Below are 19,951 nucleotides of genomic sequence, written 5' to 3'. Positions count from 1 at the left end.
ACTTACGAAGCAGGAGACCCTCATGAACGAGCAATACGCCTTCATTCTCAAAGCCAAGACACGCCCGGAAATGGCAGAAGCCTTCGAGCAACTGTTCCGGCCCTATGTCGAGCCCAGCCGACAAGAACCCGGCTGTGTCGAATACCACATGCTGCGCGATCAGCAGGACCCGAGCCTGTTCGTGTTCTTCGAAGTCTGGGCGAACAAGGCGGCACTGGATGTGCACTCGGCCCTGCCGCACATGGCTGCTTTTTTCGACCGGCGCATGGATTACCTGGAGCGCGACTTCGAGGTCCAACGGGTCGACATGCTCAGCGACTCATCCGCTAACCGTTGATCAGCAAATGCACGCCCAGCAGCATCAGGCCCACCAAGAAACAGCGGCGGAACACCTGTGCGCTGACGCGTCGGCGCAGCCACTGGCCCGCCTGCATGCCAAGCAGGGCGGGCACCACCAGCAGTAAAGAAGCACCCAGCGCCGGGCCGCCGAGTGCGCCTTGCCCGGCAAGGCCCACAGCCAGCGCCAGGGTGGACACCGTAAATGCCAGCCCAAGGGCCTGAATCATCTCGTCACGGCTAAGCCCAAGGCTTTGCAGGTACGGCACTGCCGGCATCACGAACACACCCGTGGCCGCACTGATCACTCCGGTAGCCAGGCCGCAGACAGGGCCGAGCCACCCTTCGCGTTTCCGGGCAATGCGCAAGGCCGGCCCAGCCAGTCCATAAACGGCATAGAGAATCAGTGCGCCTCCCAGTGCATGCGCGGCCCAGGGGCCACTGCTGATGCCCAGCCACGCACTGCCCAGCAAGGTGCCGATAAAGATCATGGCCAGCATCGGGCCCAGCCTGCGTAGCAACGCTCGCAAATGCCCTCCTGCCGCCAATTGCCAGAGATTGGTCACGGTGGATGGGACGATCAGTAACGCAGCAGCCTGCGCGGGCGGCAGAGCCAGGCCCAGCAGCCCCATGGCCACGGTCGGCAGGCCGAGCCCGATCACGCCCTTGACGGCACCTGCCAGAACAAAGGTGGCAAACACCAACGCAGTCAGCAGTGGGCCAAGGTCTTGGTAAAACGCTGTAAATGTCATCATGTGCCCATCATGGCCAATGCATGACGCGCTGAACATCTGTCATATTCGTGGTCAGCCTCTTGCCTGGATAGAGCCACGTGCATTTTGATCTTGTTGACCTGACCCTATTCCGGCACGCCGTCGAGTGTGGAAACATCACCGCCGGTGCTGGGCGTAGCCACTTGTCGCTGCCAGCAGCCAGCGCCCGGATTCGTGCCATGGAGGCGTCCCTGGGCGTTGCGCTCCTGCTGCGCAATCGCCGAGGTGTCAGCCCCACGCCCGCCGGGCAGGCATTGCTGCAACATGCCCGGCTCATCGCCCAGCAGGTCGAGCGCTTGCAATTCGACCTGGGTCAGTACGCGCAGGGGCATCAAGGCCAGGTGCGCTTGCTGTGCAACACCGCGGCCCTGACCCAATACCTGCCCGAACTGCTGGCGGCCTACCTTGCCCAGAACCCAGGCATGAGCGTGGATGTGCAGGAATACCCGAGCTTGCGCATCGTGCAGGCCATCACCCAGGGCATGGCCGACCTGGGCATCATCTCCAGCGCAGCACCTAGCGAGCATCTACAGACGCAGCCCTTTCGCGACGACCCGTTGGTACTGGTGACGCCAACGGATCACCCGCTCGTCAACCTTCCCTCGCCGCGCTTCGTCGACAGCCTGGCCCATGGTCACGTCGGCCTCGGGCCGGCCAGTGCCCTGGCGCTTTACCTGGAAGAGCAGGCGCTGCGTGCAGGCCAGCGCATGCGCGTCAGGGTTCGTGCCGAGGGCTTCGAAGGCGTGTTGCGCATGGTCGCAGGCGGTGCCGGCGTCGGGGTCGTGCCCTTGGCGGCGGTGCAGCGCTGGCAAGGGATGTTGCCGCTGCGGGCCATGGCACTGCAGGAACCCTGGGCTAACCGGAAGTTGCTGTTGTGCGCGCGCGACTTTGCGGCCCTGCCAGGCTACGCAGCGGCATTGGTCAGCGTATTCGCCGGGTGTGCCTGAAACTTCTTGTCGCGCAGCCAGGTCAGTGGCAAGAGCGCCGGTGCCTGCGGCTTTACCGGCCACCAAGACTGCAACAGAATGCGCGACAACGCCCCACCAAAAAGGACTTGCCAGTGGCCTCGATCTACCAGCTCAAACCCCGTTTCCAGGCCCTGCTGCGGCCTCTGGTGCAGCGCCTGTACGACAGGGGCGTGACGGCCAACCAGGTCACGCTCACCGCTGCCGTCATCTCCGTTGCGCTAGGGCTGCTGCTGGCGGCCCTGCCCCACCTTCACGGGTTGTTCATCCTGGTGCCCATATGGATGCTGCTGCGCATGGCGCTCAACGCCATCGACGGCATGCTGGCACGGGAATTTGGCCAGCAATCCACCCTTGGCGCCTATCTGAACGAGCTGTGCGACGTGATCGCCGATGCCGCCCTGTACCTGCCGTTCGCCCTCTTGGTAGGCGTGTGGCCGCCGCTGGTGGTGATGGTGGTGCTACTGGCGACGATCAGCGAATACGCTGGCGTGATGGGGCCCTTGGCAGGTGCCTCGCGCCGCTATGACGGGCCCATGGGCAAGAGCGACCGCGCCTTCGCCTTTGGCGTACTGGGTACCGGTGTCGCCCTGGATGTGCTTGACGGTACCTGGATCAATGGTTTGCTGCTTGTGGTCCTGGCGCTCTGCCTCTATACCCTCTACAACCGGGTGCGTCGCGGGCTGGCTGAAACCCGCTGAGTCTTCGCCCGTCGCATAAGGATATCGACCATGCGCCAAGCGCAAAGCCTGCATTTTTCCACCCATGACGGTGTCGAGCTGCATTACCGCCACTGGCCCGCCACGCGCAACGAACACCAGCCGCGTCGGGCGGTGGTGATGTTCCACCGTGGCCATGAACACGGCGGGCGAATCGCCCACTTGGCCGATGAGCTGGACATGCCGGGCTATGACTTTTTCGCCTGGGATGCCCGCGGTCATGGCCTGTCGCCCGGCGCACGCGGGGACAGCCCGAGCTTCGCGACCAGCGTGCGCGACGTGCAGGCGTTCATCGAGCACATTCAGGCCCGTCACGGGCTGGCCGAACAGGACCTGGTGGTGCTGGCGCAGAGCGTCGGCGCGGTGCTGGTGGCCACCTGGGCGCATGACTATGCACCCAAGGTGCGTTGCCTGGTGCTGGCGTCTCCGGCGTTCAAGGTCAAGCTGTACGTCCCCTTGGCACGCCCTGGCCTGAAGCTGCTCAAGGCCGTGCGCGGCAATTTCTTCGTCAACAGCTACGTCAAGCCACAACTGCTGACCCATGACCCGGAACGGGTCATGTCGTACAAGGCAGACCCGCTGATCAGCCGGCCCATTTCGGTGACCATGCTGCTAGGGCTGTACGAAGCCGCCGATCGTGTGGTGGCCGACGCCCAGGCCATCCAGCTACCCACGCAACTGCTGGTCTCCGGTACAGACCTGGTGGTCGAGCGAGCACCCCAGCAGCGCTTCTTCGACCGTCTGGGCAGTGCGCGCAAGGAGATGCACGTGCTGCCGGGGTTCTTCCACGACACCTTGGGCGAGCGTGAGCGAGCACACGCTTTACGGCGTATCGAGCGTTTCGTCGAGCACTGCTTCGCCTGCCCTGCCGAGCGGCCTTCGCTGCTCGATGCGGACAAGACCGGCGCCAGTTGCGCCGAGGCCGAAAGCTTGGCCGCGCCTTTGCCCCGCCACTCGCTGCGCGGGCTTTACTGGCGCGCCACCCGAGCCGGTCTGCGCCTGGGCAGCAAGGTAGCGGACGGCGTGCGGCTAGGCTTCGACACGGGTTTCGATTCGGGCAGCACACTGGACTACGTGTACCGCAACCAGCCTGCAGGCAAAGGCGCGCTGGGCCGCCTGGTCGACCAGAACTACCTCAATGCCATCGGCTGGCGTGGCATTCGCCAGCGCAAGCTGAATGTGGAAGCACTGCTGCGCCTGGCCATGGATCGTCTACGCGAGGCCGGCCGACCCGTGCACATCGTGGATATCGCAGCCGGCCATGGCCGCTACATTCTAGAAGCCCTGCAACAGGTCGATCAACGCCCAGAATCAATCCTGCTGCGCGATTACAGCCCGCTCAACGTGCAACAAGGCACCGCGCTGATCCAGGAAAAGGGCCTGGGGGACATTGCCCGTTTCGTCCAGGGCGATGCCTTCGACCGCCCTAGCCTGGCGACGCTGGAACAGCCTCCGACGCTGGCAGTGGTATCAGGCCTGTACGAACTGTTCGCCAGCAACACCCTGGTGAGCAACTCATTGGCTGGCCTGGCACAGGCAATGGAGGATGGCGGTTACCTGGTCTACACCGGTCAACCGTGGCACCCGCAACTGGAGATGATTGCGCGTGCCTTGACCAGCCACCGGGGTGGCGAGGCCTGGGTGATGCGTCGTCGCAGCCAGGCAGAAATGGACCAGCTGGTGGAGGCGGCAGGCTTTCGCAAGGTGACCCAGCGCATCGACGAGTGGGGAATTTTCAGTGTCAGCCTCGCTCAACGGGTGCGCTGAGTGGACCTTGTGTTGGTCGCCAGCCTGCTGCGCCGGGGCCGGCAACTGGCAGGGCTCTCGGACGGCATGACCCTGCTGGCGCTCGGGTTCGGCCTGGTGCCGCTGCTTGGCGCGGCGCTGTCACCCTGGTCGCTTGTGCCGTGCCTGCTGCTCATCGGCCTGGGCATGCTGCACAAGTACTGGGCCATCCGCGTTGCACTCGATGCCGACCTGTTCGCGCACCTGGCCAACAGCCAGGACCTGGCAGCAGACACCCAGGCACTGGACCGCGCGTTGTTCGACCACGGGCTCAAGCCGCAGCCAGTCGATGCGCGCACCTGGCCGGTCCGCAGCCGGGCTGCGCTTGCTCTGCTGCGTCGCCAGGGCCTGTGCCTGGGCCTGCAACTCACGGTGGCCTTGGCTACCCTGCTGATACTGTCTATCAAAGGATGATGAACGTTCCATGCTCGCCAACCTGACCGCCTACCTGATCACCTCGGCCGCGCGCCTGATTACCGGGGCGCGAGCCCTCTGGCTGGGGTGCACGCCCCTTCCGGTGCAGCGCCTGTACTTTGCCAATCACAGCAGCCACGGCGATTTCGTCCTGCTATGGGCATCGCTGCCCCAGACGCTGCGGCGTCGCACTCGGCCGGTAGCCGGTGCCGACTACTGGGCCAAGCCGGGGATTCGCGATTTTCTCATCCGCAAGGTATTCAATGGCGTGCTAATCCAGCGACATCGCGACGAAGGCCAGGGCCACCCCTTGCAACCGGTACTCGACGCCGTGGCCCAGGGCGATTCGCTGATCTTCTTTCCGGAAGGCACGCGCAACCTCAGCGATGAGCCCTTGTTGCCGTTGCGAAGTGGCCTGTATCACCTGGCGGCGGCCCACCCGCAGGTCGAGCTGGTGCCGGTATGGATCGCCAACCTCAATCGGGTGATGCCCAAGGGACGCGCCTTGCCGTTGCCGTTGCTATGCACCCTGAGTTTCGGCGAACCCTTGCACCTGCAGGCCGACGAAAGCAAGCAAGCCTTTCTGGAGCGGGCTGGCCAAGCCCTGCTCGATCTAGCCCCCAAGGACGTTTGACATGCACGACAATACCCTCGCGCTGTTCGCCGGCATCGGCGCCCTGCTGCTGCTCGCCAGTGTGATCGGCCGTGTGCTGAAGTGGCGCGCAGGCCCCGGGCCCCATGCGGTGATCGACAACCTCAACGCCCGCATCAATGCCTGGTGGGTCATGGTGCTGGTAATCGGCATCGCCTTCGTCTTCGGCAAATACGGCGTGATCGTGCTGTTCTATGGTGTGTCGTTCTATGCCTTGCGCGAGTTCATGACCCTCACGCCCACCCGGCGCAGTGACTACCCCGCCCTGGCGGCGGCGTTCTACATCGCGCTGCCCGTCCAGTACGTGCTCATCGCCATGGACTGGTATGGCCTGTTCAGCATCTTCATTCCGGTCTACCTGTTCCTGTTGCTGCCGATCCTGGCCAGCCTTGGGGGCGACACCACGCGCTTTCTGGAGCGGGCTTCGAAGGTCCAGTGGGGCTTGATGATCGCGGTGTACTGCGTATCGTCGGTGCCGGCGCTGATGACCCTGGAGATCCCCGGCTTCGAGGGGCGCAACCTGTTGCTCATCGCCTGGCTGATCGTGGTGGTGCAGCTCAGCGATGTGCTGCAATACGTGTGCGGCAAGCTGTTCGGCAAGCGCAAGGTGGCGCCCAACTTGTCGCCTTCCAAAACCCTCGAGGGCCTGGTCGGCGGCGTGGCACTGGCCACGCTGATCGGCGCGCTGCTGTGCTGGATCACGCCGTTCAGCTTCTGGCAGGCCGCCTTGATGGCCCTGGCGGTCAATACCATGGGCTTCTTTGGTGGGCTGGTGATGTCGGCGATCAAGCGCGACCGTGGCGTCAAGGACTGGGGGCACATGATCGAAGGCCATGGCGGCATGCTCGACCGCATCGACTCGGTCTGCTTCGCTGCACCGGTGTTTTTCCACTTCGTGCGCTACTGGTGGGCTTGAAACGGCGCCAAGGCCTGGTAGCGCGTTAGCCGGTAGTTTGGGCTGACCCTGCGCGAACAGCGCGGCCAGACACCTGGACGTCGACTTCAGGCAACTGCGCGGGCGCTTCAACGCCTATGGTGACGGGTCATTCAACCAGTCACAGGAGTTGTGCCATGTCCGATTTCATCACCGTGCTGCGTGAAACCTGCCCCACCCCGGTCGTGGACGCGACCAAGTGGAAACGCATCGGGGGCGACCCGCACACCGTGAACCTGAACGCCTACCTGTCGGCCGACGGCAGCAAGATCATGGGCACCTGGATCTGCACCCCGGGCAAGTTCGAAGTCAACTACGACAAGTGGGAATACTGCCACTTCCTCGACGGCTACTGCATCGTCACCCCGGAAGGCGAGGAACCGAAACACCTCAAGGCAGGTGACGTGTTCGTGATCGAGCCAGGGATGAAGGGGACCTGGGAGGTGGTCGAGACGGTGCGCAAATACTTCGTCTTCGCCTGATTGGCAGACGCAGGGGGCGCAATGAGCGGCCCCCTGTACAACGATGACGGCACCCTTTGATCATTGTGGCTTGCGGTAGGCCTCGATGATGGCCGAGAAGTCCTTGCCACCCTCCCCGCGCAGGCTCATGGCCTGGTACAGCTGTTGCGCGAGGGCGCCGAGGATCACGGGCTGGCGGGCCTGACGCGCAGCTTCGGTGGCCAGCCCCAGGTCCTTGAGCATCAATTCGGCGCCGAAGCCGCCGGTGTAGCCACGCGAGGACGGCGCCGTCTCGATCACGCCAGGCCAGGGGTTGTAGGTGTCGGAGCTCCAGCAGCGTCCGGTGGAGCTGTTGATGATGCCTGCCAGCACCTGAGTGTCGATACCCAGAGCATTGCCCAGCGCCATGGCTTCGGACACACCGATCATCGAAATGCCCAACAGCAAGTTGTTGCAGATCTTGGCGATCTGCCCCGTCCCCACTTCGCCGCAGTGCACGATATTGCGGCCCATGTGCTCGAGCACCGGCTTGAGCGCTGCGAACAGTTCGTCGCTGGCTCCAACCATGAAGGTCAGCGTACCGGCCGCCGCCCCACCCGTGCCTCCGGAGACAGGCGCATCGCCCATGTCCACGCCCTTGGCGGCCGCCGCCTTGGACACCTCGCGCGCGGTCTGTGGGTCGATGGTGCTGCAATCGACGGTGGGCGTGCCAGCTCGGATCCCGGCCAGTACCCCATCGTCATCGAGGTAGACGCTGCGCACGTGCGCGGCTGCCGGCAACATGGTGATGACCAGGTCGCTTTCGGCTACCGCCTCGCGTGGTGAGGCGCTGACCTGCCCACCCAGGGCGCCGAGTTCTGCCAGTACCTCCTTGTTCAAGTCAAACAGGGCAAGCGCGTGACCGGCCTTGATCAGGTTGCGGGCCATGGGGGCGCCCATGTTGCCCAAGCCAATGAATGCGATACGCATGACGTGCTCCTTAGCGCAGGCTGATGGTGGTGTTCACGCCGTCGTTGATACTGTCGTCATCGAACCAGCGGGCGGTAACCGTCTTGGTCTGAGTGTAGAACTGCACCACCTGCTTGCCGTACGGCCCCAGATCTCCCAGCTTGGAGCCGCGCGAGCCGGTGAAGCTGAAGAACGGTACGGGCACCGGGATCGGGATGTTGATGCCCACCTGCCCGACGTCGATCTCGCTCTGGAACTTGCGTGCCGCCGCGCCGCTCTGGGTGAACAGACCGGTGCCGTTGCCGAACGGATTGGCGTTGACCAGGGCGATGGCCTCATCGAGGGTGTCGACCTCGAGCGTGACCAGAACCGGACCGAAGATTTCCTGGGTATAGACCTGCATGTCGGTGGTCACGCCCGAGAACAACGTGGGGCCGACGAAGTTGCCGTGCTCATAGCCCGGCACCTTGACGTCGCGGCCATCGAGTTCCAAGGTGGCGCCCTCTCGGATGCCGCTCTCGATCAGGCTCAGTACACGCTCCTTTGCCCGCTTGGACACCACCGGCCCCACATCGGTACCTGGCTCGCTGCCGGCGTTCACGCTGAGCTTGCTCGCCGCTTGCTTGATGTCTGGCAGCCATTCGCGGGCCTTGCCCACCAGCACCGCAACCGAGGTGGCCATGCAGCGCTGGCCTGCAGCGCCAAAGGCCGCCCCTACGAGGGCATTCACGGTTTGCGTACGGTTGGCGTCCGGCAGCACCACGGCATGGTTCTTGGCGCCCATCATCGACTGCACACGCTTGCCATGCTGGCTGGCCAGGTTGTAGACATGGGTACCTACCTCGGTCGAGCCGACGAAGGAAATCGCCTTGATGTCCTGGTGTGTGCACAGGGCATCGACCACGGCCTTGCCCCCATGGACCACATTGAGCACACCGGCGGGCACCCCGGCCTCCACGGCCAGCTCGACCAGCAACAAGGTCGACAACGGGTCCTGCTCGGAGGGCTTGAGCACGAAGGTGTTGCCGCAGACGATGGCCATGGGGAACATCCACAGCGGGATCATCGCGGGGAAGTTGAACGGCGTGATGCCAGCGCATACCCCAATCGGCTGACGCAAGGTATAGGTATCGACACCGCCTGCCACGTTTTCGGCGAATTCGCCCATTTGCAGGGTGCCGATGGAAGCCGCGTGCTCGACCACTTCCAGGCCACGGAAGATATCGCCCTCGGCGTCGGCCAGGGTCTTGCCCTGTTCGGCGCTCAGCACCTGGGCAATGCGCTTGCTGTGTTCACGGATCAGCGCCTGGAGCTTGAGCATGATGCGCATGCGCGCGCCAATCGGCGTATGGCGCCAGGTCAGAAAGGCACGCTGGGCCGCCGCCACGGCGGCGTCCACCTCCTCGGCGGTGGCGAACGGAACACGCGCCAGCACGGCCTGGGTGGCCGGGTTGACGATATCGCGCCACTCGCTCGTTCGGGACTCCACCCATTGACCATCGATCAGCAGCTTGGCCTGCTCGACCTTGGTCTGGTCAGGGGACTGGGGTGCGTTCATCTGCGTTCTCCTTGGAATTATTGTCAGGACGAGATCGCCAGCGCCGTCGCTAACGCGGGGTGGCGTAAGAGGGCATGTTTCGAGTATAGATGTGCAAACATCCTACAAGAACGTATAAAAATTCCGGATCATCATGCAAAAAGACCTCACATCCCTGAGCGCGCTCAACTGGGACGACTTGAAGTTCTTTCTCGAAGTGGCCCGCACGCGCAAGGCCAGCAGCGCGGCCAAACGGCTGAGCGTGGACTACACCACCGTCTCGCGGCGCATCACTTCGCTGGAAGGCGCGCTTGGCACCTTGCTGTTCGAAAAATCGCGCACCAGCGGCTTCGTGCTGACGGCAGAAGGTCAACGTCTGCTCAGTTATGCCGAGGCCATCGAAAGCACGCTGCACATGGCGTGCGAGCAGGTATCCGGCTCGGGGGTGGCGCTGTCGGGGCATGTGCGCATGGGCTGCACCGAGGGCTTCGGTAGTTTCTTCATCACCCCGCAGCTGAGCCACTTCGTCGATGCCTACCCGGCGATTTCAGTGGATATCCTGCCGCTGCCGCATTTCATCAGCCTTTCCAAACGCGAGGCGGACATCGTCATCGCCCTGGAACGCCCGGAACACGGGCCCTACGTATGCTGCAAGCTGTGCGACTACCGACTGCGCCTGTACGCCACGCAGGCATACCTGGACAGCCATGCGCCGATCCAGGCCGTGGCCGACCTGGCCGGGCATCCCTTTATCAGCTATGTCGACGATCTGGCCTTCAGCTCCGAGCTGCTGTATCTGGCCAACCTGATCCCTGGGGCCACGGCCCACCTGCGCAGTACCAGTGTGATTGCCCAGTACACCGCTGCGCTTCAAGGCCGCGGGCTGGCGATTTTGCCGTGTTTCCTGGCCGCGCAGGACCCGCGGCTGGTGACGGTGCTGCCCGAGCAGGTGGAAGTGACGCGGCAATTCTGGATGTATTGCCGCGAAGACCTGCGCAAGCTCAAGCGCATCACCTTGTTGTGGGACTACATCCGCGAGGTGACCGAAGCCAATGCCCCACTGATGATGGGGCATGACACGGTGATGCGCTTTACCAAGGCCTGCAACCAGGCCTGACGGCGCTGGCGAGCGTCGCCCTCACACCTGCTCGAGCATCAACCCCGAAATACGTCGAACCTTGCGCCCCACGGCTTCCTCGAAAATGCCCTGGCGAGGTTCCACCAGGCTGAAGCAGTGCTTGGCACGGGTGATGCCGGTGTAGACCAGTTCCTTGGTCAGGACCGGGTTGAGCGCGTCGGGCAGGACCAGTGCGGTATGGCCGAATTCCGAGCCCTGGGACTTGTGCACGGTCATGGCGAACACGGTTTCCACCTCGTTCAGGCGGCTGGGGAGCACGAAGCGTACGCCACCCTTGCCATCGTTGCGGGGAAAGGCCACGCGCAGCAATGGCTTGCCCTGCTCATCCGGCAGGCACAGGGCGATACCGATGTCGCCGTTCATCAAACCCAGCCCATAGTCGTTGCGGGTGACCAACACCGGCCGGCCCTCGTACCAAGGCTGCTGGCTGTCGATCAGGCCGGCGCTGTGCAGCACCCGCGCCACCCGCTCGTTCAACCCCTCTACACCCCAGGCGCCACGGCGCACGGCGCACAACAGCTGGAAATCCTCGAAACGGTGCAGGACCTTGGCGGCCCAGCGTTCCCAGGCAGGGTCGTCGAATGGAGTGTCTAGTGCCGGACGCTGACTGCCCAAGGTACGCAAGTAGCTGCGATAGCCCTGGGGGCCTTCCGCGCCGCGGTCCAGGCCGTCGAGCAGCAGGCGATCGAAGGCGCGGTCATGCTCCTGTTTCAGGGCCAGGCTGTGGACGTCGGGCGGCGGCATGGCCAATAAGTCGCGCGCCGCATGGCTTTGCTGACGGTTGACCAATCGGGCGAGCTGACCGATGCCGCTGCCTTCGCCGAAGCGTCGGGAAAAACGCAGCATGACCACTTGCTGAGCCAGCGGATGGCGCTGTTCATCACCAGGCTCAAGACCGCTTTCAGACAGCGATTGCCCGCCGATATGCTCCAGCCATGCCTGGGTCGCTGGGGAGTAGCGGCCCTGCTCGGCATCCCGGCACAAATCACCCAGCACCGCCCCGGCCTCCACCGAGGCCAGCTGGTCCTTGTCACCGAGCAGCACCAGGCGTGCTTTTGGCGGCATGGCATCGAGCAGGTTGGCCATCATCTCCAGGTCGATCATCGAAGCTTCGTCGACCACCAGTACATCCAGAGGCAGGGGGTTGGCGGCATTGTGACGGAAGTGTCGCGAGCCTGGACGGCTACCGAGCAGGCGGTGCACGGTACTGACTTCGGTGGGGATATGGCCACGCACGTCGCTGCTGACATGCAGGCGTTCGACTTGCTGGCCAATGGATTCGGTCAGGCGAGCAGCTGCCTTGCCCGTGGGCGCCGCCAGGCGAATGCGCAACGGCCTGCCCGCTTCCACTGCCGGGGCCTGGAGCAAGGCAAGCAGGCGTACCACGGTGGTGGTCTTGCCGGTGCCAGGCCCACCGGTGATGATGCTGAACCCGGCGCGAGTGGCCAGGGCGCAGGCAAGCTTCTGCCAGTCCACCTGCCCTGCGAGGCTGCCGCCCTCGAACAGGGCATCCAGACGCTTCGTCAGGTCTGACGGTACGGCGTCGGCCTGGGTCAGGCGTTGGCGCAGGGTGCGGTCGATGCGCCGCTCATAACTCCAGTAGCGGCGCAGGTAAAGGCGTTCGCCGCTGAGGACCAAGGGCCGGGTGTGCTGCCCTGGCGTATCGGCGGCTGCCACCAGCGGGCTTGCGGCGATGCGCTGGCGCCAGGCGTCCAGGTCAAGGCCGGCCAGCAGTTGGGAGGGCAACAGCAGCGGGCCGGTCAGCGCATCCCCCTCAGGCGGTAACGAGAGCGCGAAGTCAGGTTCGGCCAAGGTCTGCTGCAAGTCCAGGCAGACGTGCCCATGCCCCAGTTGATGGCTGGCAAGGGCGGCTGCCAACAGCAACAGCGGGTCACTGCCCGGCGCAAGCGTCTCCAGAAAGGATACGAAAGCACGGTCCAGCGCCCGCAACCAGCCGCGTTCGACCCAGCGATCGAGCAGTTGCAGCAGGTCACTGCTGCGGTGTTGAGGGGCCAGGGCCAGCAGGTGCTCGGCCTGCAGGGGGGTGGGCAGCAGGTCGACGAGGCTTCGGCTCATGGGGCGTCTCCGGCAAACAGGTCATGCGCAACAGGTGCGTGCTCGCCGCGAAACAGGGCATCGAGGGTTTCGATCAGCTCGCGCGGGGGCTTGGCGTGATAAATACCATGCCCGCTGCTGTTGGCCCCTCGCAGGAAAATGAAAAGGGCCCCGCCGACATGCAGGTCATAGTCATAGTCCGCCAGGCGGGCGCGCAGCTGTCGGTGCAGGGCCAACAGGTACAGCACGTATTGCAGGTCATAACGATGCTCAAGGATGGCCCGCTGCATCGCGGCAGGGTCATACGCCTGAATGTCGGGGCCCAGCCAATTGGATTTGTAATCGGTCACGTAGTAGCGCCCCTCCAGCTCGAACGCCAGGTCGATGAAACCCTTGAACATGCCGTTGAGCAGCGTCGGCTGCGCGGCTGGGCGCAGTAGCCCTGGATGGGTGTAGTGGGCCACCAGGCGGTCGAGCTGTTGGGCATCGACCTGGTGACTGGCAAACCAGAACTCCATTTCGACCTGGTAGCGGGTGAGCTGGCTGAGGGTCACGGTCAGGCCGTTTTGTGCCACGGGCATCGGTGTGTCGAGCAGGCCTGTGAGCCACTGGGTCAGCGTCGGTATCCAGCCTTCCCAGCCGCGCCGGTTACAGCGCTGGCCCACGGTGCGGGCCAGCGCTTGCGGGTTATCGTGTACCTGGGCAAAGCCTTCACGCCCGGCCCACTCCAGCAACCCGTGAAGGAACGTGCCGGGGTTCGGGCCGCGCGGGAAGCGGTGGATGTCTCCGCTGTCCGCGGGGACCTCGCGCAGTACCTGGGTATCGACGGGCTCATCGTCGAGCAGTTGTTGCGCCAGCGAGCTGTCGACGCCCAGTGCCTGCTCACCGATCCGCAGCGCGCTGTAGGAGGCGATCCACCACTGTTCGGCCGCCGCGCGCCGGGGCATACGGGCTGGGACCAGTTGGTGCTGCAACTGCGGGGTGTGGTAGAGCGCTCGGTCCTCTTCCGGAAGCCCAGGGCAGGTTATGTGCGCGCTGGTATCGGCCAGTGCTTGCAACCAGCCTGTCAGTTGCTTGGAATCGGCAAGTTCGGCGCCGCCGCCTAGCAGGTAGCCGAGCGCCGAGCGATGCAGGCTCGAGCGCTTGTGATTACCGCGCTTGAGGTCGGCCACCCCCAGCCAGCAGGCATGCTGGGCACGGGTAAGCGCCACATACAAAAGGCGCAAGTCTTCGGCCAGGCGTTCGTCATCGGCGCGCTCGACCTGCGTGGCGTCCGGCGTCAGGGTCAGGTGCGCATTGCCCTGGCTGTCGTGCCAGGCGAGCGGCAGGCGGCTGCCGTCCACCGGTTTGCTGGAGCAGATGAACGGAAGATAGACCAATGGGTACTCCAGGCCCTTGGACTTGTGGATGGTGACCACCTTGACCAGTTGCTCGTCGCTCTCCAGGCGCAGGATCTGCTCCTCGCCGGCCTGGCCTGAACTGGCCAGATGATCGGCCAGGTGGCGGATCAGCGCCTGCTCACCGTCCAACTCGCCTGCGGCCTGCTGGAGCAACTCGGCCAGGTGCAACAGGTTGGTGAGCACGCGCTCGCCGTCCGTGCGACGAATGAGCGTTCGCGGCAGCTCGAAGTCATGCAGCAACTGACGCAGCATGGGCAGCACGCCCTGGCGCTGCCAGGTGTCGCGGTAGGCGCGAAACCGCATCACCCAGCTTTCCCACACCCGTTCGTCCTGGTTCAGGCGATCAAGCGCCGGCAGCGACAGGTCAAGCGTCAAGCTGGCCAACGCCGCCTTGAGCAGGCGCTCGGAGTCCGGCTCTGCGCAGGCTTTGAGCCAGGCCAGCAGGTCATGGGCCTCCTGGGCGGCGAACACCGAGTCCTTGTCGGAGAGGTAGACGCTGCGCACGCCTCGGGCAGCGAGCTCTGCGCGGATACGTTGCGCCTCGTGGCCATCGCGCACCAGGATGGCGATGTCCGATGGCAGGCACGGGCGCAAATGGCCATTGGCGTGCGCAAAGCCTGCCGTGCCGTGTTGACTGGCGTTGAGCAGGCCCACGATGTGACTCGCGCAACTGGTGGCCATCTGCTGCCGGTAAACGCCCATCGAAACCGGCTCGTCGCTGGGGAGTTGCCAGCACTGGAGTGCGGCCCAGGGCTGACCCTGGAGCATCAGTTGTTCGCTGCGGCCCTGGGCGCGCACGGCAACGAAGGGCAGAGGGTTGTCGTCCGCCTCCCGAAAGAGGAAGGCGCCACGCCCGTTGGGACGCGCCTCGGCCTGCTGGAATACCTGGTTGACCGCCGCGACCATGCCTTCGCTGGAGCGGTAGTTGGTGTCCAGGCTGTGCAACCGCCCTTGGGTCGCGCGCCGGGCCGCCAGGTAGGTGTAGATATCGGCGCCCCGGAAGGCGTAAATCGCCTGCTTGGGGTCGCCGATCATGAACAGGCCGGTGTCGCCGTGGTTCTCGCTGATGCGGTAGATGCGTTCGAAAATACCGTACTGGATCGGGTCGGTGTCCTGGAATTCATCGATCATCGCCACCGGGAACTGCTCGCGGATCAATCCGGCCAGTCGCTCGCCTGCCTCGCTGTACAGTGCCTGCTGCAACCGCAGGAGCATGTCGTCGAACCCCATCTCCGCGCGGCGCCGCTTCTCCACTTCGAACTGCGCCGAAACCCAGCTGGCGGCATGTTCGAGTAGCGCTGCGTCCGGGCTGGCCAGGGCCTGCAGGTCTTGTTGCAATGTTTGCATGGCATCGAGTGCAGGGTGCGCTGGCGGCTCGCCGACTTTCCAGGCCTCGGCGAGGCCCGCAGGGGTCAGGCGGGTGAAGCCTGTACCCAGGTCAAGTTCCACGCACTGTTCGTCGTTGCACCACTGGGATAATTTGTCGAACCAGGGTTCGAAGTAGCGGGCCTGCATCTTCCTGCCGTCTACCTGTTTGGCGGCCACGGCGTCATGACAGAGCTGTCGCAGCTCCTGGACCCAGACCGCCCAGGGCCCCTTGAGCCGGGCCAGCTGCTCGTCGCGGGCCTGCAACGCCTCAAGGATCAGTGCCTCGGGCTCGGGCCCTTGGTGGGCGGCACGCACCCTGCCAAACAGCGGGCGAATGCGGGGCAAGAGCGCGGCAGGGCTGACCCAGTGGCTACGCACCCACGTCAGGGCCTGGCTTTGCATGCCGTAGCAGAAACGTCGCCAGTAATCGCGCACCACCTGCCCCAGCAGTTCACTGTGGTCGGTTTCGAGGGTCTGGGTAAACAGGCTGCCGCTGTCGAATGCGTGCTCACGCAACATGCGCTGGCACCAGCCGTGAATGGTCGATACGGCTGCTTCGTCCATCCACTGCACAGCGGTTTCCAGCCGGGCGGCACTGCTGGCCCACGCGTGCTGTGGATAATCGTCACGCAATTGCGCCAGCAGCGGGTCGACGGCTTCGAGTTCACCGCGGAAAAACCGCGCCGCCTCAGCCAGCCGAGTCCGGATACGCTCGCGCAACTCCTTGGTGGCAGCGTCTGTGAACGTCACTACCAGAATCTGCGGCGGCAGCAGCTCTCGTTCGAAACCCTGCTCGCCACCGTGGCCGAGGATAAGGCGCAGGTACAACGCTGAAATGGTGAACGTCTTGCCCGTTCCCGCGCTGGCCTCGATCAGCTGGCTGCCGTGCAAGGGAAAATTCAAGGCCAGTGGCCGAGCCTGGGTCATGCGCTTTTCTCCGGGTTGCCCAGGGTTTGCCAGGGGGCGTCGAACAGGGGGCGGTACAAGGCCTCACACCACCCCTCGAAGGTTTCGTCGGCCGTGAGCGCGGCGAAATCGCGGAACTGTCGGGCCAGGGCAACGCTTTCACCGCGCTCGCCGGCACTGGTGCGTTCGTCGCCTTCGTAAGCACGGGCGGCCGCAGCCATGGCTTTGTCCGGATCGTCCTGGGCGAGCCAGGCGAATGCCGTCTTGGGCGCCACCGGGAGCGGTGCACACATGCCCGCCTGTCGTGCCACCAGCAGTTCTCCCAACAGGTCCGCTGCCGCTTGCTGGTCAACAGGCGCCAGTAGCAGGGTCACGTCACTGGCCACCAGCGCACTGTGATAGGCGTAACCTGCCGCGCAGGCGGCAAGGTGTGTCACCCACGGCGCGATGAGGCGATGCCATTTTAGGCTGTTGCGCCCTGCACTGATGGTGTTGGGGACCGTGTTGATGCTCAGCACGCTCTGGTCATCGCCTTGGAACACGCGACCCAGCCAGCCCTCCAGCCGATGGGGGCCGTGCTCGAAATGCACAGGCAGTGCACCCTCAACCTGCCGCGGCCAGCGCTCGAGCAACTGCCCATGGCGTTGCAGCAAGTCGGGCAGCGGCTCGATCAGGTCATGCTGCAAGAGTTCGCCAAAACCGGCCAAGGGCAGCAAGCCCTGGGCCTGCAGGCGACGTGCCTGCTGATGCAGGGCGCGCGGAACATCCTCGGGTGTGCTCAAGGCTGCGCTGAGTAACGCCTCACTTGCACCATAACGCTGCAAGGCGTCGAGTACGAAAGGCTCTTCGTCCGGCGTGGGCGCTTCGAGCGCTTCGAAATAGACCTTGAGCCGCTGACTGAAGAAATGCCGCACCGGATGCCTGAGAAAATCGGCCAGCTGATTCAATGTCAGCGGCTCATCATCCTGATAGGGCGGCAGCTCGGCCAGGTCGTGAGGGACATCGCTGTGGGCCTGGTGCAGCACTTGCCACTCGTGTGCGTAGCTGAACAGCGCGCTGCCCTGTTCGAAATAGCGCAGGCTGAAGGGCTGCAAGGGGTGTTCCTGGGTCAAGGCATGAAGCAGTTGCTGGCCCGGATCGTGTTTGACATCGGCTTGCGCATCGGCCAGTTGCCACCCCGCAGCGATGTGATCGCGAAGCTGGCCGATCAGTACCGAGGCAGGCCGCTCGCTGTTGTCGCGGATACTGCGCCCCACCCAACTCACGTAGAGCTGGTCCTGGGCCGACAGTACGGCTTCGAGCAACAGGTAACGATCATCTTCCCGACGCGAACGATCACCTGGGCGGTAATCGGTGGCCATCAGGTCGAAATCCAGCGGTGGCTGCGCGCGTGGATAATCACCGTCGTTCATGCCCAGCAGGCAGACCACGCGAAACGGGATGGCGCGCATGGGCATGAGCGTACAGAAGTTCACCGAGCCGGCCAGGAAGCGCTGGGACAATTTGCCTTGGTCCAGGCCCGACAGCCAGGCTTCGCGCACCACCGTTAGCGGCAGTGGGTCTTGCAGGTCCACGGTTTCGCAGACATCCAGCCAAGATTCGCGCAGGTCCTGCAACTGGATCAGCAGAAACTCATCCTGCTCATCCTCGGCCAGGAAGAAGACGTGCAGCAGGGCATTGAGGCGTTCGCTCCATTCGCCGGCGTTGGCCGGGCAAGACAAGGTTTGGCACGCCACTTCAAGCGCATCGAGCAACGCGACAAGCGGCCCAATCAGTGCAGCGTCCAGCCCGCCTATCTCGTCGTAAGGCTCGATGCCATCGCAGGCATCACCCACACCCACGGCATAACCCAGCAGCATCCGCCGCAAACCAAAGCGCCAGGAGTTCTGCTCGAGCCCGTCCGGCAAGCCCAGGCTGGCCCGTTGCTCGGCATTGAGCCCCCAGCGAATGCCGGCACCTTCGATCCAGCGGTGCAGGGTTGGCAAGTCACCTTCGCGAATGCCGAACCGAGCCCGCACTGCCGGTACGTCCAGCAGGTCCAGCACTTCGCTGACGGCAAAACGACTTTCGGGGAGTTTGAGCAGGTGCTCCAAGGCGATCAGCAGCGGCTCGCGGCCACGTTGGCCCTGGTCGGTCAAGGTGTACGGGATGTAGCGAGGGTCTTTGCGCTGCAATTGGCCGAAGACGGCCCGTATGTGCGGTGCGTAGCTATCGACGTCGGGCAACATGACGATGACGTCACGTGGGCGCAGCGTGGGATCTGCGCTGAAGCGGGCCAACAACTGGTCGTGGAGAATCTCGACTTCCCGTTGCGGGCTGTGCGCAACGTGGAAGCGCACCGAACGGTCGCGGCGTGCATTGACCGGCGGCCATTGCTCACGGGATTCGGCCAGCGGACGCAATTGAAGGATATCGTCCTGTAGCTGGTTGAGCAGCGTGATGGGTGAACCTTCGGTAAACAGGTCGATTCGTCCATCGCTGAAGACACCCTGGTAACTGCCTGGGTCGTCGTAGCTGTCGAGCAGGTTGATGTAGTCGCGGCCTTGCTTGCCCCAGGCTGCCAGCAGGGGATGCGCATGTTGGTGCAGCGACTGGTCATCCAGTTCCAATGGCATGCCGGGCCGGCGTTGCTGACGCTTGTACTGGTGCCGCAGCAAGTCCTTGTCGGCCACAATGTCGGCCCAGTGATGGCGGCAAGGGTTGTGCACGCATAACAGGACCTGGCTGAAACGGGCGAGACCGGCCAGCGCTTCGAGTGTCTGGGCAGGCAGCGAGGAGATACCGAACACGATCACCCGTGCGGGCAGGTTTGCCGGAGCCTGCTCCAGGTCGTCGATGCAGGCCATGAACCGCTGGTGTACGCCGGCACGGCTCTGGGCCATGCCTTCCTCGCCTACATCCTCCAGCAGGGCACGCCACAGTTCTGCCTGCCAGCAGTTGTCGACAGGCAATGGCTTGCGTTCGCCGCGGGCAGTGTTGAGCACATGCCGCCCTGCGGCCCACTCTTTCAACCAGTCGGCGCGGTACACCTGATATTGGTCGAACAGATCGGCCAGGCGCTCGGCGAGCTGGTAGCGTTTGCGTAGATCGCTGTCGTCAGTCAAAAAACGCCGCAAGGGCTCGAAGTGCGGCCGCTCGACCAGTTCGGGTAACAGGCGCATCAGGCGCCAGGTGAGCGGCGCCTTGTCGAGCAGCGACACTTCCGGTATCTGATCGCGGCCCAGCACGGTGCGGTACAACTGCCACATGAAGCTACCCGGCAGCTGCATCTCGATGGCAGCGGCAATGCCACAACCGCCCTGGTCATCTTCAAGAGGATCCTCGGCCAAGGCAAGCTTGAGCCATTGGGCGATACCATTGCTCTGGACCAGCGCGATTTCATTCTCCAAAGGCGCCAGAGGGTAACGGCGCATCCAGCTCACCACCAGGCTGCGCAGGTCGTCTGGGCGATTGCCGTGGACGATCATGAAGCCAGGCTGGAGGTGGGTACTGGACATCGGCAGGTCTCTTTCGGGCGCGTTTACTTGGGGAGGAACGATATCACGGAGCGGGTCGAGGGC

Annotated in this window: 15 protein-coding genes; 9 read left to right on the top strand and 6 right to left on the bottom strand. The window is 64.3% G+C overall.

Going from position 1 to position 19,951, the window contains the following annotated elements; translation table 11 throughout:
- The first annotated feature begins 22 nt into the window (after window positions 1–22).
- Window positions 23–337: a putative quinol monooxygenase gene (locus tag MOP87_RS02890; RefSeq protein ID WP_027914379.1), complete on the top strand. Its 315-nt coding sequence runs from the start codon at window positions 23–25 to the stop codon at window positions 335–337.
- On the opposite strand, the gene MOP87_RS02885 is transcribed toward MOP87_RS02890, so the two are convergent.
- The gene (locus MOP87_RS02885) at window positions 327–1,091 is read right to left on the bottom strand and encodes a sulfite exporter TauE/SafE family protein (protein WP_145280294.1); all 765 of its coding nucleotides are present in this window, start codon (window positions 1,089–1,091) and stop codon (window positions 327–329) included. The genes MOP87_RS02890 and MOP87_RS02885 overlap by 11 nt on opposite strands.
- 77 nt (window positions 1,092–1,168) lie before the next feature.
- Between MOP87_RS02885 and MOP87_RS02880 the strand changes: the two genes are divergently transcribed.
- The 7 genes from MOP87_RS02880 (at window position 1,169) to MOP87_RS02850 (ending at window position 7,060) form a co-directional block, all read left to right on the top strand.
- A complete protein-coding gene (locus MOP87_RS02880; protein WP_242810106.1) occupies window positions 1,169–2,056 on the top strand; it encodes a LysR substrate-binding domain-containing protein in 888 nt (295 codons plus the stop codon).
- 113 nt (window positions 2,057–2,169) lie between these two features.
- Window positions 2,170–2,775 carry a CDP-alcohol phosphatidyltransferase family protein gene (locus tag MOP87_RS02875; RefSeq protein WP_027914376.1) on the top strand — a complete coding sequence of 202 codons (606 nt, stop codon included), beginning with the start codon at window positions 2,170–2,172 and terminating at the stop codon, window positions 2,773–2,775.
- Between the two features lie 30 nt (window positions 2,776–2,805).
- A complete protein-coding gene (locus tag MOP87_RS02870) occupies window positions 2,806–4,560 on the top strand; it encodes a bifunctional alpha/beta hydrolase/class I SAM-dependent methyltransferase (protein WP_242810105.1) in 1,755 nt (584 codons plus the stop codon).
- Window positions 4,561–4,992, top strand: a complete 432-nt coding sequence (locus MOP87_RS02865; RefSeq protein WP_028687611.1) for a hypothetical protein — start codon at window positions 4,561–4,563, stop codon at window positions 4,990–4,992.
- 10 nt (window positions 4,993–5,002) lie between these two features.
- The gene (locus MOP87_RS02860) at window positions 5,003–5,626 is read left to right on the top strand and encodes a lysophospholipid acyltransferase family protein (RefSeq protein ID WP_027914373.1); all 624 of its coding nucleotides are present in this window, start codon (window positions 5,003–5,005) and stop codon (window positions 5,624–5,626) included.
- A 1-nt stretch (window position 5,627) separates the two neighbouring features.
- The gene (locus MOP87_RS02855) at window positions 5,628–6,560 is read left to right on the top strand and encodes a phosphatidate cytidylyltransferase (RefSeq protein WP_023534414.1); all 933 of its coding nucleotides are present in this window, start codon (window positions 5,628–5,630) and stop codon (window positions 6,558–6,560) included.
- 155 nt (window positions 6,561–6,715) lie between these two features.
- Entirely contained in the window at window positions 6,716–7,060 is a 345-nt protein-coding gene (locus MOP87_RS02850) for a cupin domain-containing protein (RefSeq protein WP_023534343.1), read from the top strand.
- 60 nt (window positions 7,061–7,120) lie between these two features.
- Here the strand turns inward: MOP87_RS02850 and mmsB are convergent, their stop codons facing one another.
- Window positions 7,121–8,008: a 3-hydroxyisobutyrate dehydrogenase gene (gene mmsB / locus MOP87_RS02845; RefSeq protein WP_027914372.1), complete on the bottom strand. Its 888-nt coding sequence runs from the start codon at window positions 8,006–8,008 to the stop codon at window positions 7,121–7,123.
- A 10-nt stretch (window positions 8,009–8,018) separates the two neighbouring features.
- On the bottom strand, window positions 8,019–9,545 hold the full coding sequence (locus MOP87_RS02840) for a CoA-acylating methylmalonate-semialdehyde dehydrogenase (protein WP_027914371.1): 1,527 nt from the start codon (window positions 9,543–9,545) through the stop codon (window positions 8,019–8,021).
- Between the two features lie 133 nt (window positions 9,546–9,678).
- Here MOP87_RS02840 and MOP87_RS02835 point away from each other — a divergent pair, with 133 nt between their 5' ends.
- Window positions 9,679–10,641, top strand: coding sequence for a LysR family transcriptional regulator (locus tag MOP87_RS02835; RefSeq protein ID WP_242810104.1), 963 nt, complete (start codon window positions 9,679–9,681; stop codon window positions 10,639–10,641).
- A 21-nt stretch (window positions 10,642–10,662) separates the two neighbouring features.
- Here MOP87_RS02835 and recD read toward each other — a convergent pair whose 3' ends face one another.
- From recD to recC, 3 genes are read right to left on the bottom strand one after another with little or no spacing between them, the layout of a single operon-like run.
- Window positions 10,663–12,738 (bottom strand): exodeoxyribonuclease V subunit alpha, encoded by a 2,076-nt coding sequence (gene recD, locus MOP87_RS02830; RefSeq protein WP_242810103.1) that lies wholly within the window; start codon window positions 12,736–12,738, stop codon window positions 10,663–10,665.
- A complete protein-coding gene (gene recB, locus MOP87_RS02825) occupies window positions 12,735–16,412 on the bottom strand; it encodes an exodeoxyribonuclease V subunit beta (protein WP_242810102.1) in 3,678 nt (1,225 codons plus the stop codon). The genes recD and recB overlap by 4 nt, the downstream gene beginning before the upstream one ends.
- The gene (gene recC, locus MOP87_RS02820; protein WP_196110443.1) at window positions 16,409–19,888 is read right to left on the bottom strand and encodes an exodeoxyribonuclease V subunit gamma; all 3,480 of its coding nucleotides are present in this window, start codon (window positions 19,886–19,888) and stop codon (window positions 16,409–16,411) included. The genes recB and recC overlap by 4 nt, the downstream gene beginning before the upstream one ends.
- Window positions 19,889–19,951 lie beyond the last annotated feature (63 nt).

The sequence above is a fragment of the Pseudomonas sp. I3-I5 genome (assembly GCF_022699445.1).
In the GTDB taxonomy this organism is placed as follows: domain Bacteria; phylum Pseudomonadota; class Gammaproteobacteria; order Pseudomonadales; family Pseudomonadaceae; genus Aquipseudomonas; species Aquipseudomonas fulva.
This window is presented reverse-complemented; position numbering and strand designations above follow the sequence as displayed.

Excerpts from the sequence above, each read along its gene's own strand:
- recD (WP_242810103.1), bottom strand. The coding sequence starts at position 12,738 with ATGAGCCGAAGCCTCGTCGACCTGCTGCCCACCCCCCTGCAGGCCGAG.
- MOP87_RS02850 (WP_023534343.1), top strand. The coding sequence starts at position 6,716 with ATGTCCGATTTCATCACCGTGCTGCGTGAAACCTGCCCCACCCCGGTC.
- recB (WP_242810102.1), bottom strand. The coding sequence starts at position 16,412 with ATGACCCAGGCTCGGCCACTGGCCTTGAATTTTCCCTTGCACGGCAGC.
- MOP87_RS02835 (WP_242810104.1), top strand. The coding sequence starts at position 9,679 with ATGCAAAAAGACCTCACATCCCTGAGCGCGCTCAACTGGGACGACTTG.
- mmsB (WP_027914372.1), bottom strand. The coding sequence starts at position 8,008 with ATGCGTATCGCATTCATTGGCTTGGGCAACATGGGCGCCCCCATGGCC.
- MOP87_RS02860 (WP_027914373.1), top strand. The coding sequence starts at position 5,003 with ATGCTCGCCAACCTGACCGCCTACCTGATCACCTCGGCCGCGCGCCTG.
- MOP87_RS02885 (WP_145280294.1), bottom strand. The coding sequence starts at position 1,091 with ATGATGACATTTACAGCGTTTTACCAAGACCTTGGCCCACTGCTGACT.
- recC (WP_196110443.1), bottom strand. The coding sequence starts at position 19,888 with ATGTCCAGTACCCACCTCCAGCCTGGCTTCATGATCGTCCACGGCAAT.
- MOP87_RS02870 (WP_242810105.1), top strand. The coding sequence starts at position 2,806 with ATGCGCCAAGCGCAAAGCCTGCATTTTTCCACCCATGACGGTGTCGAG.
- MOP87_RS02890 (WP_027914379.1), top strand. The coding sequence starts at position 23 with ATGAACGAGCAATACGCCTTCATTCTCAAAGCCAAGACACGCCCGGAA.
- MOP87_RS02840 (WP_027914371.1), bottom strand. The coding sequence starts at position 9,545 with ATGAACGCACCCCAGTCCCCTGACCAGACCAAGGTCGAGCAGGCCAAG.
- MOP87_RS02855 (WP_023534414.1), top strand. The coding sequence starts at position 5,628 with ATGCACGACAATACCCTCGCGCTGTTCGCCGGCATCGGCGCCCTGCTG.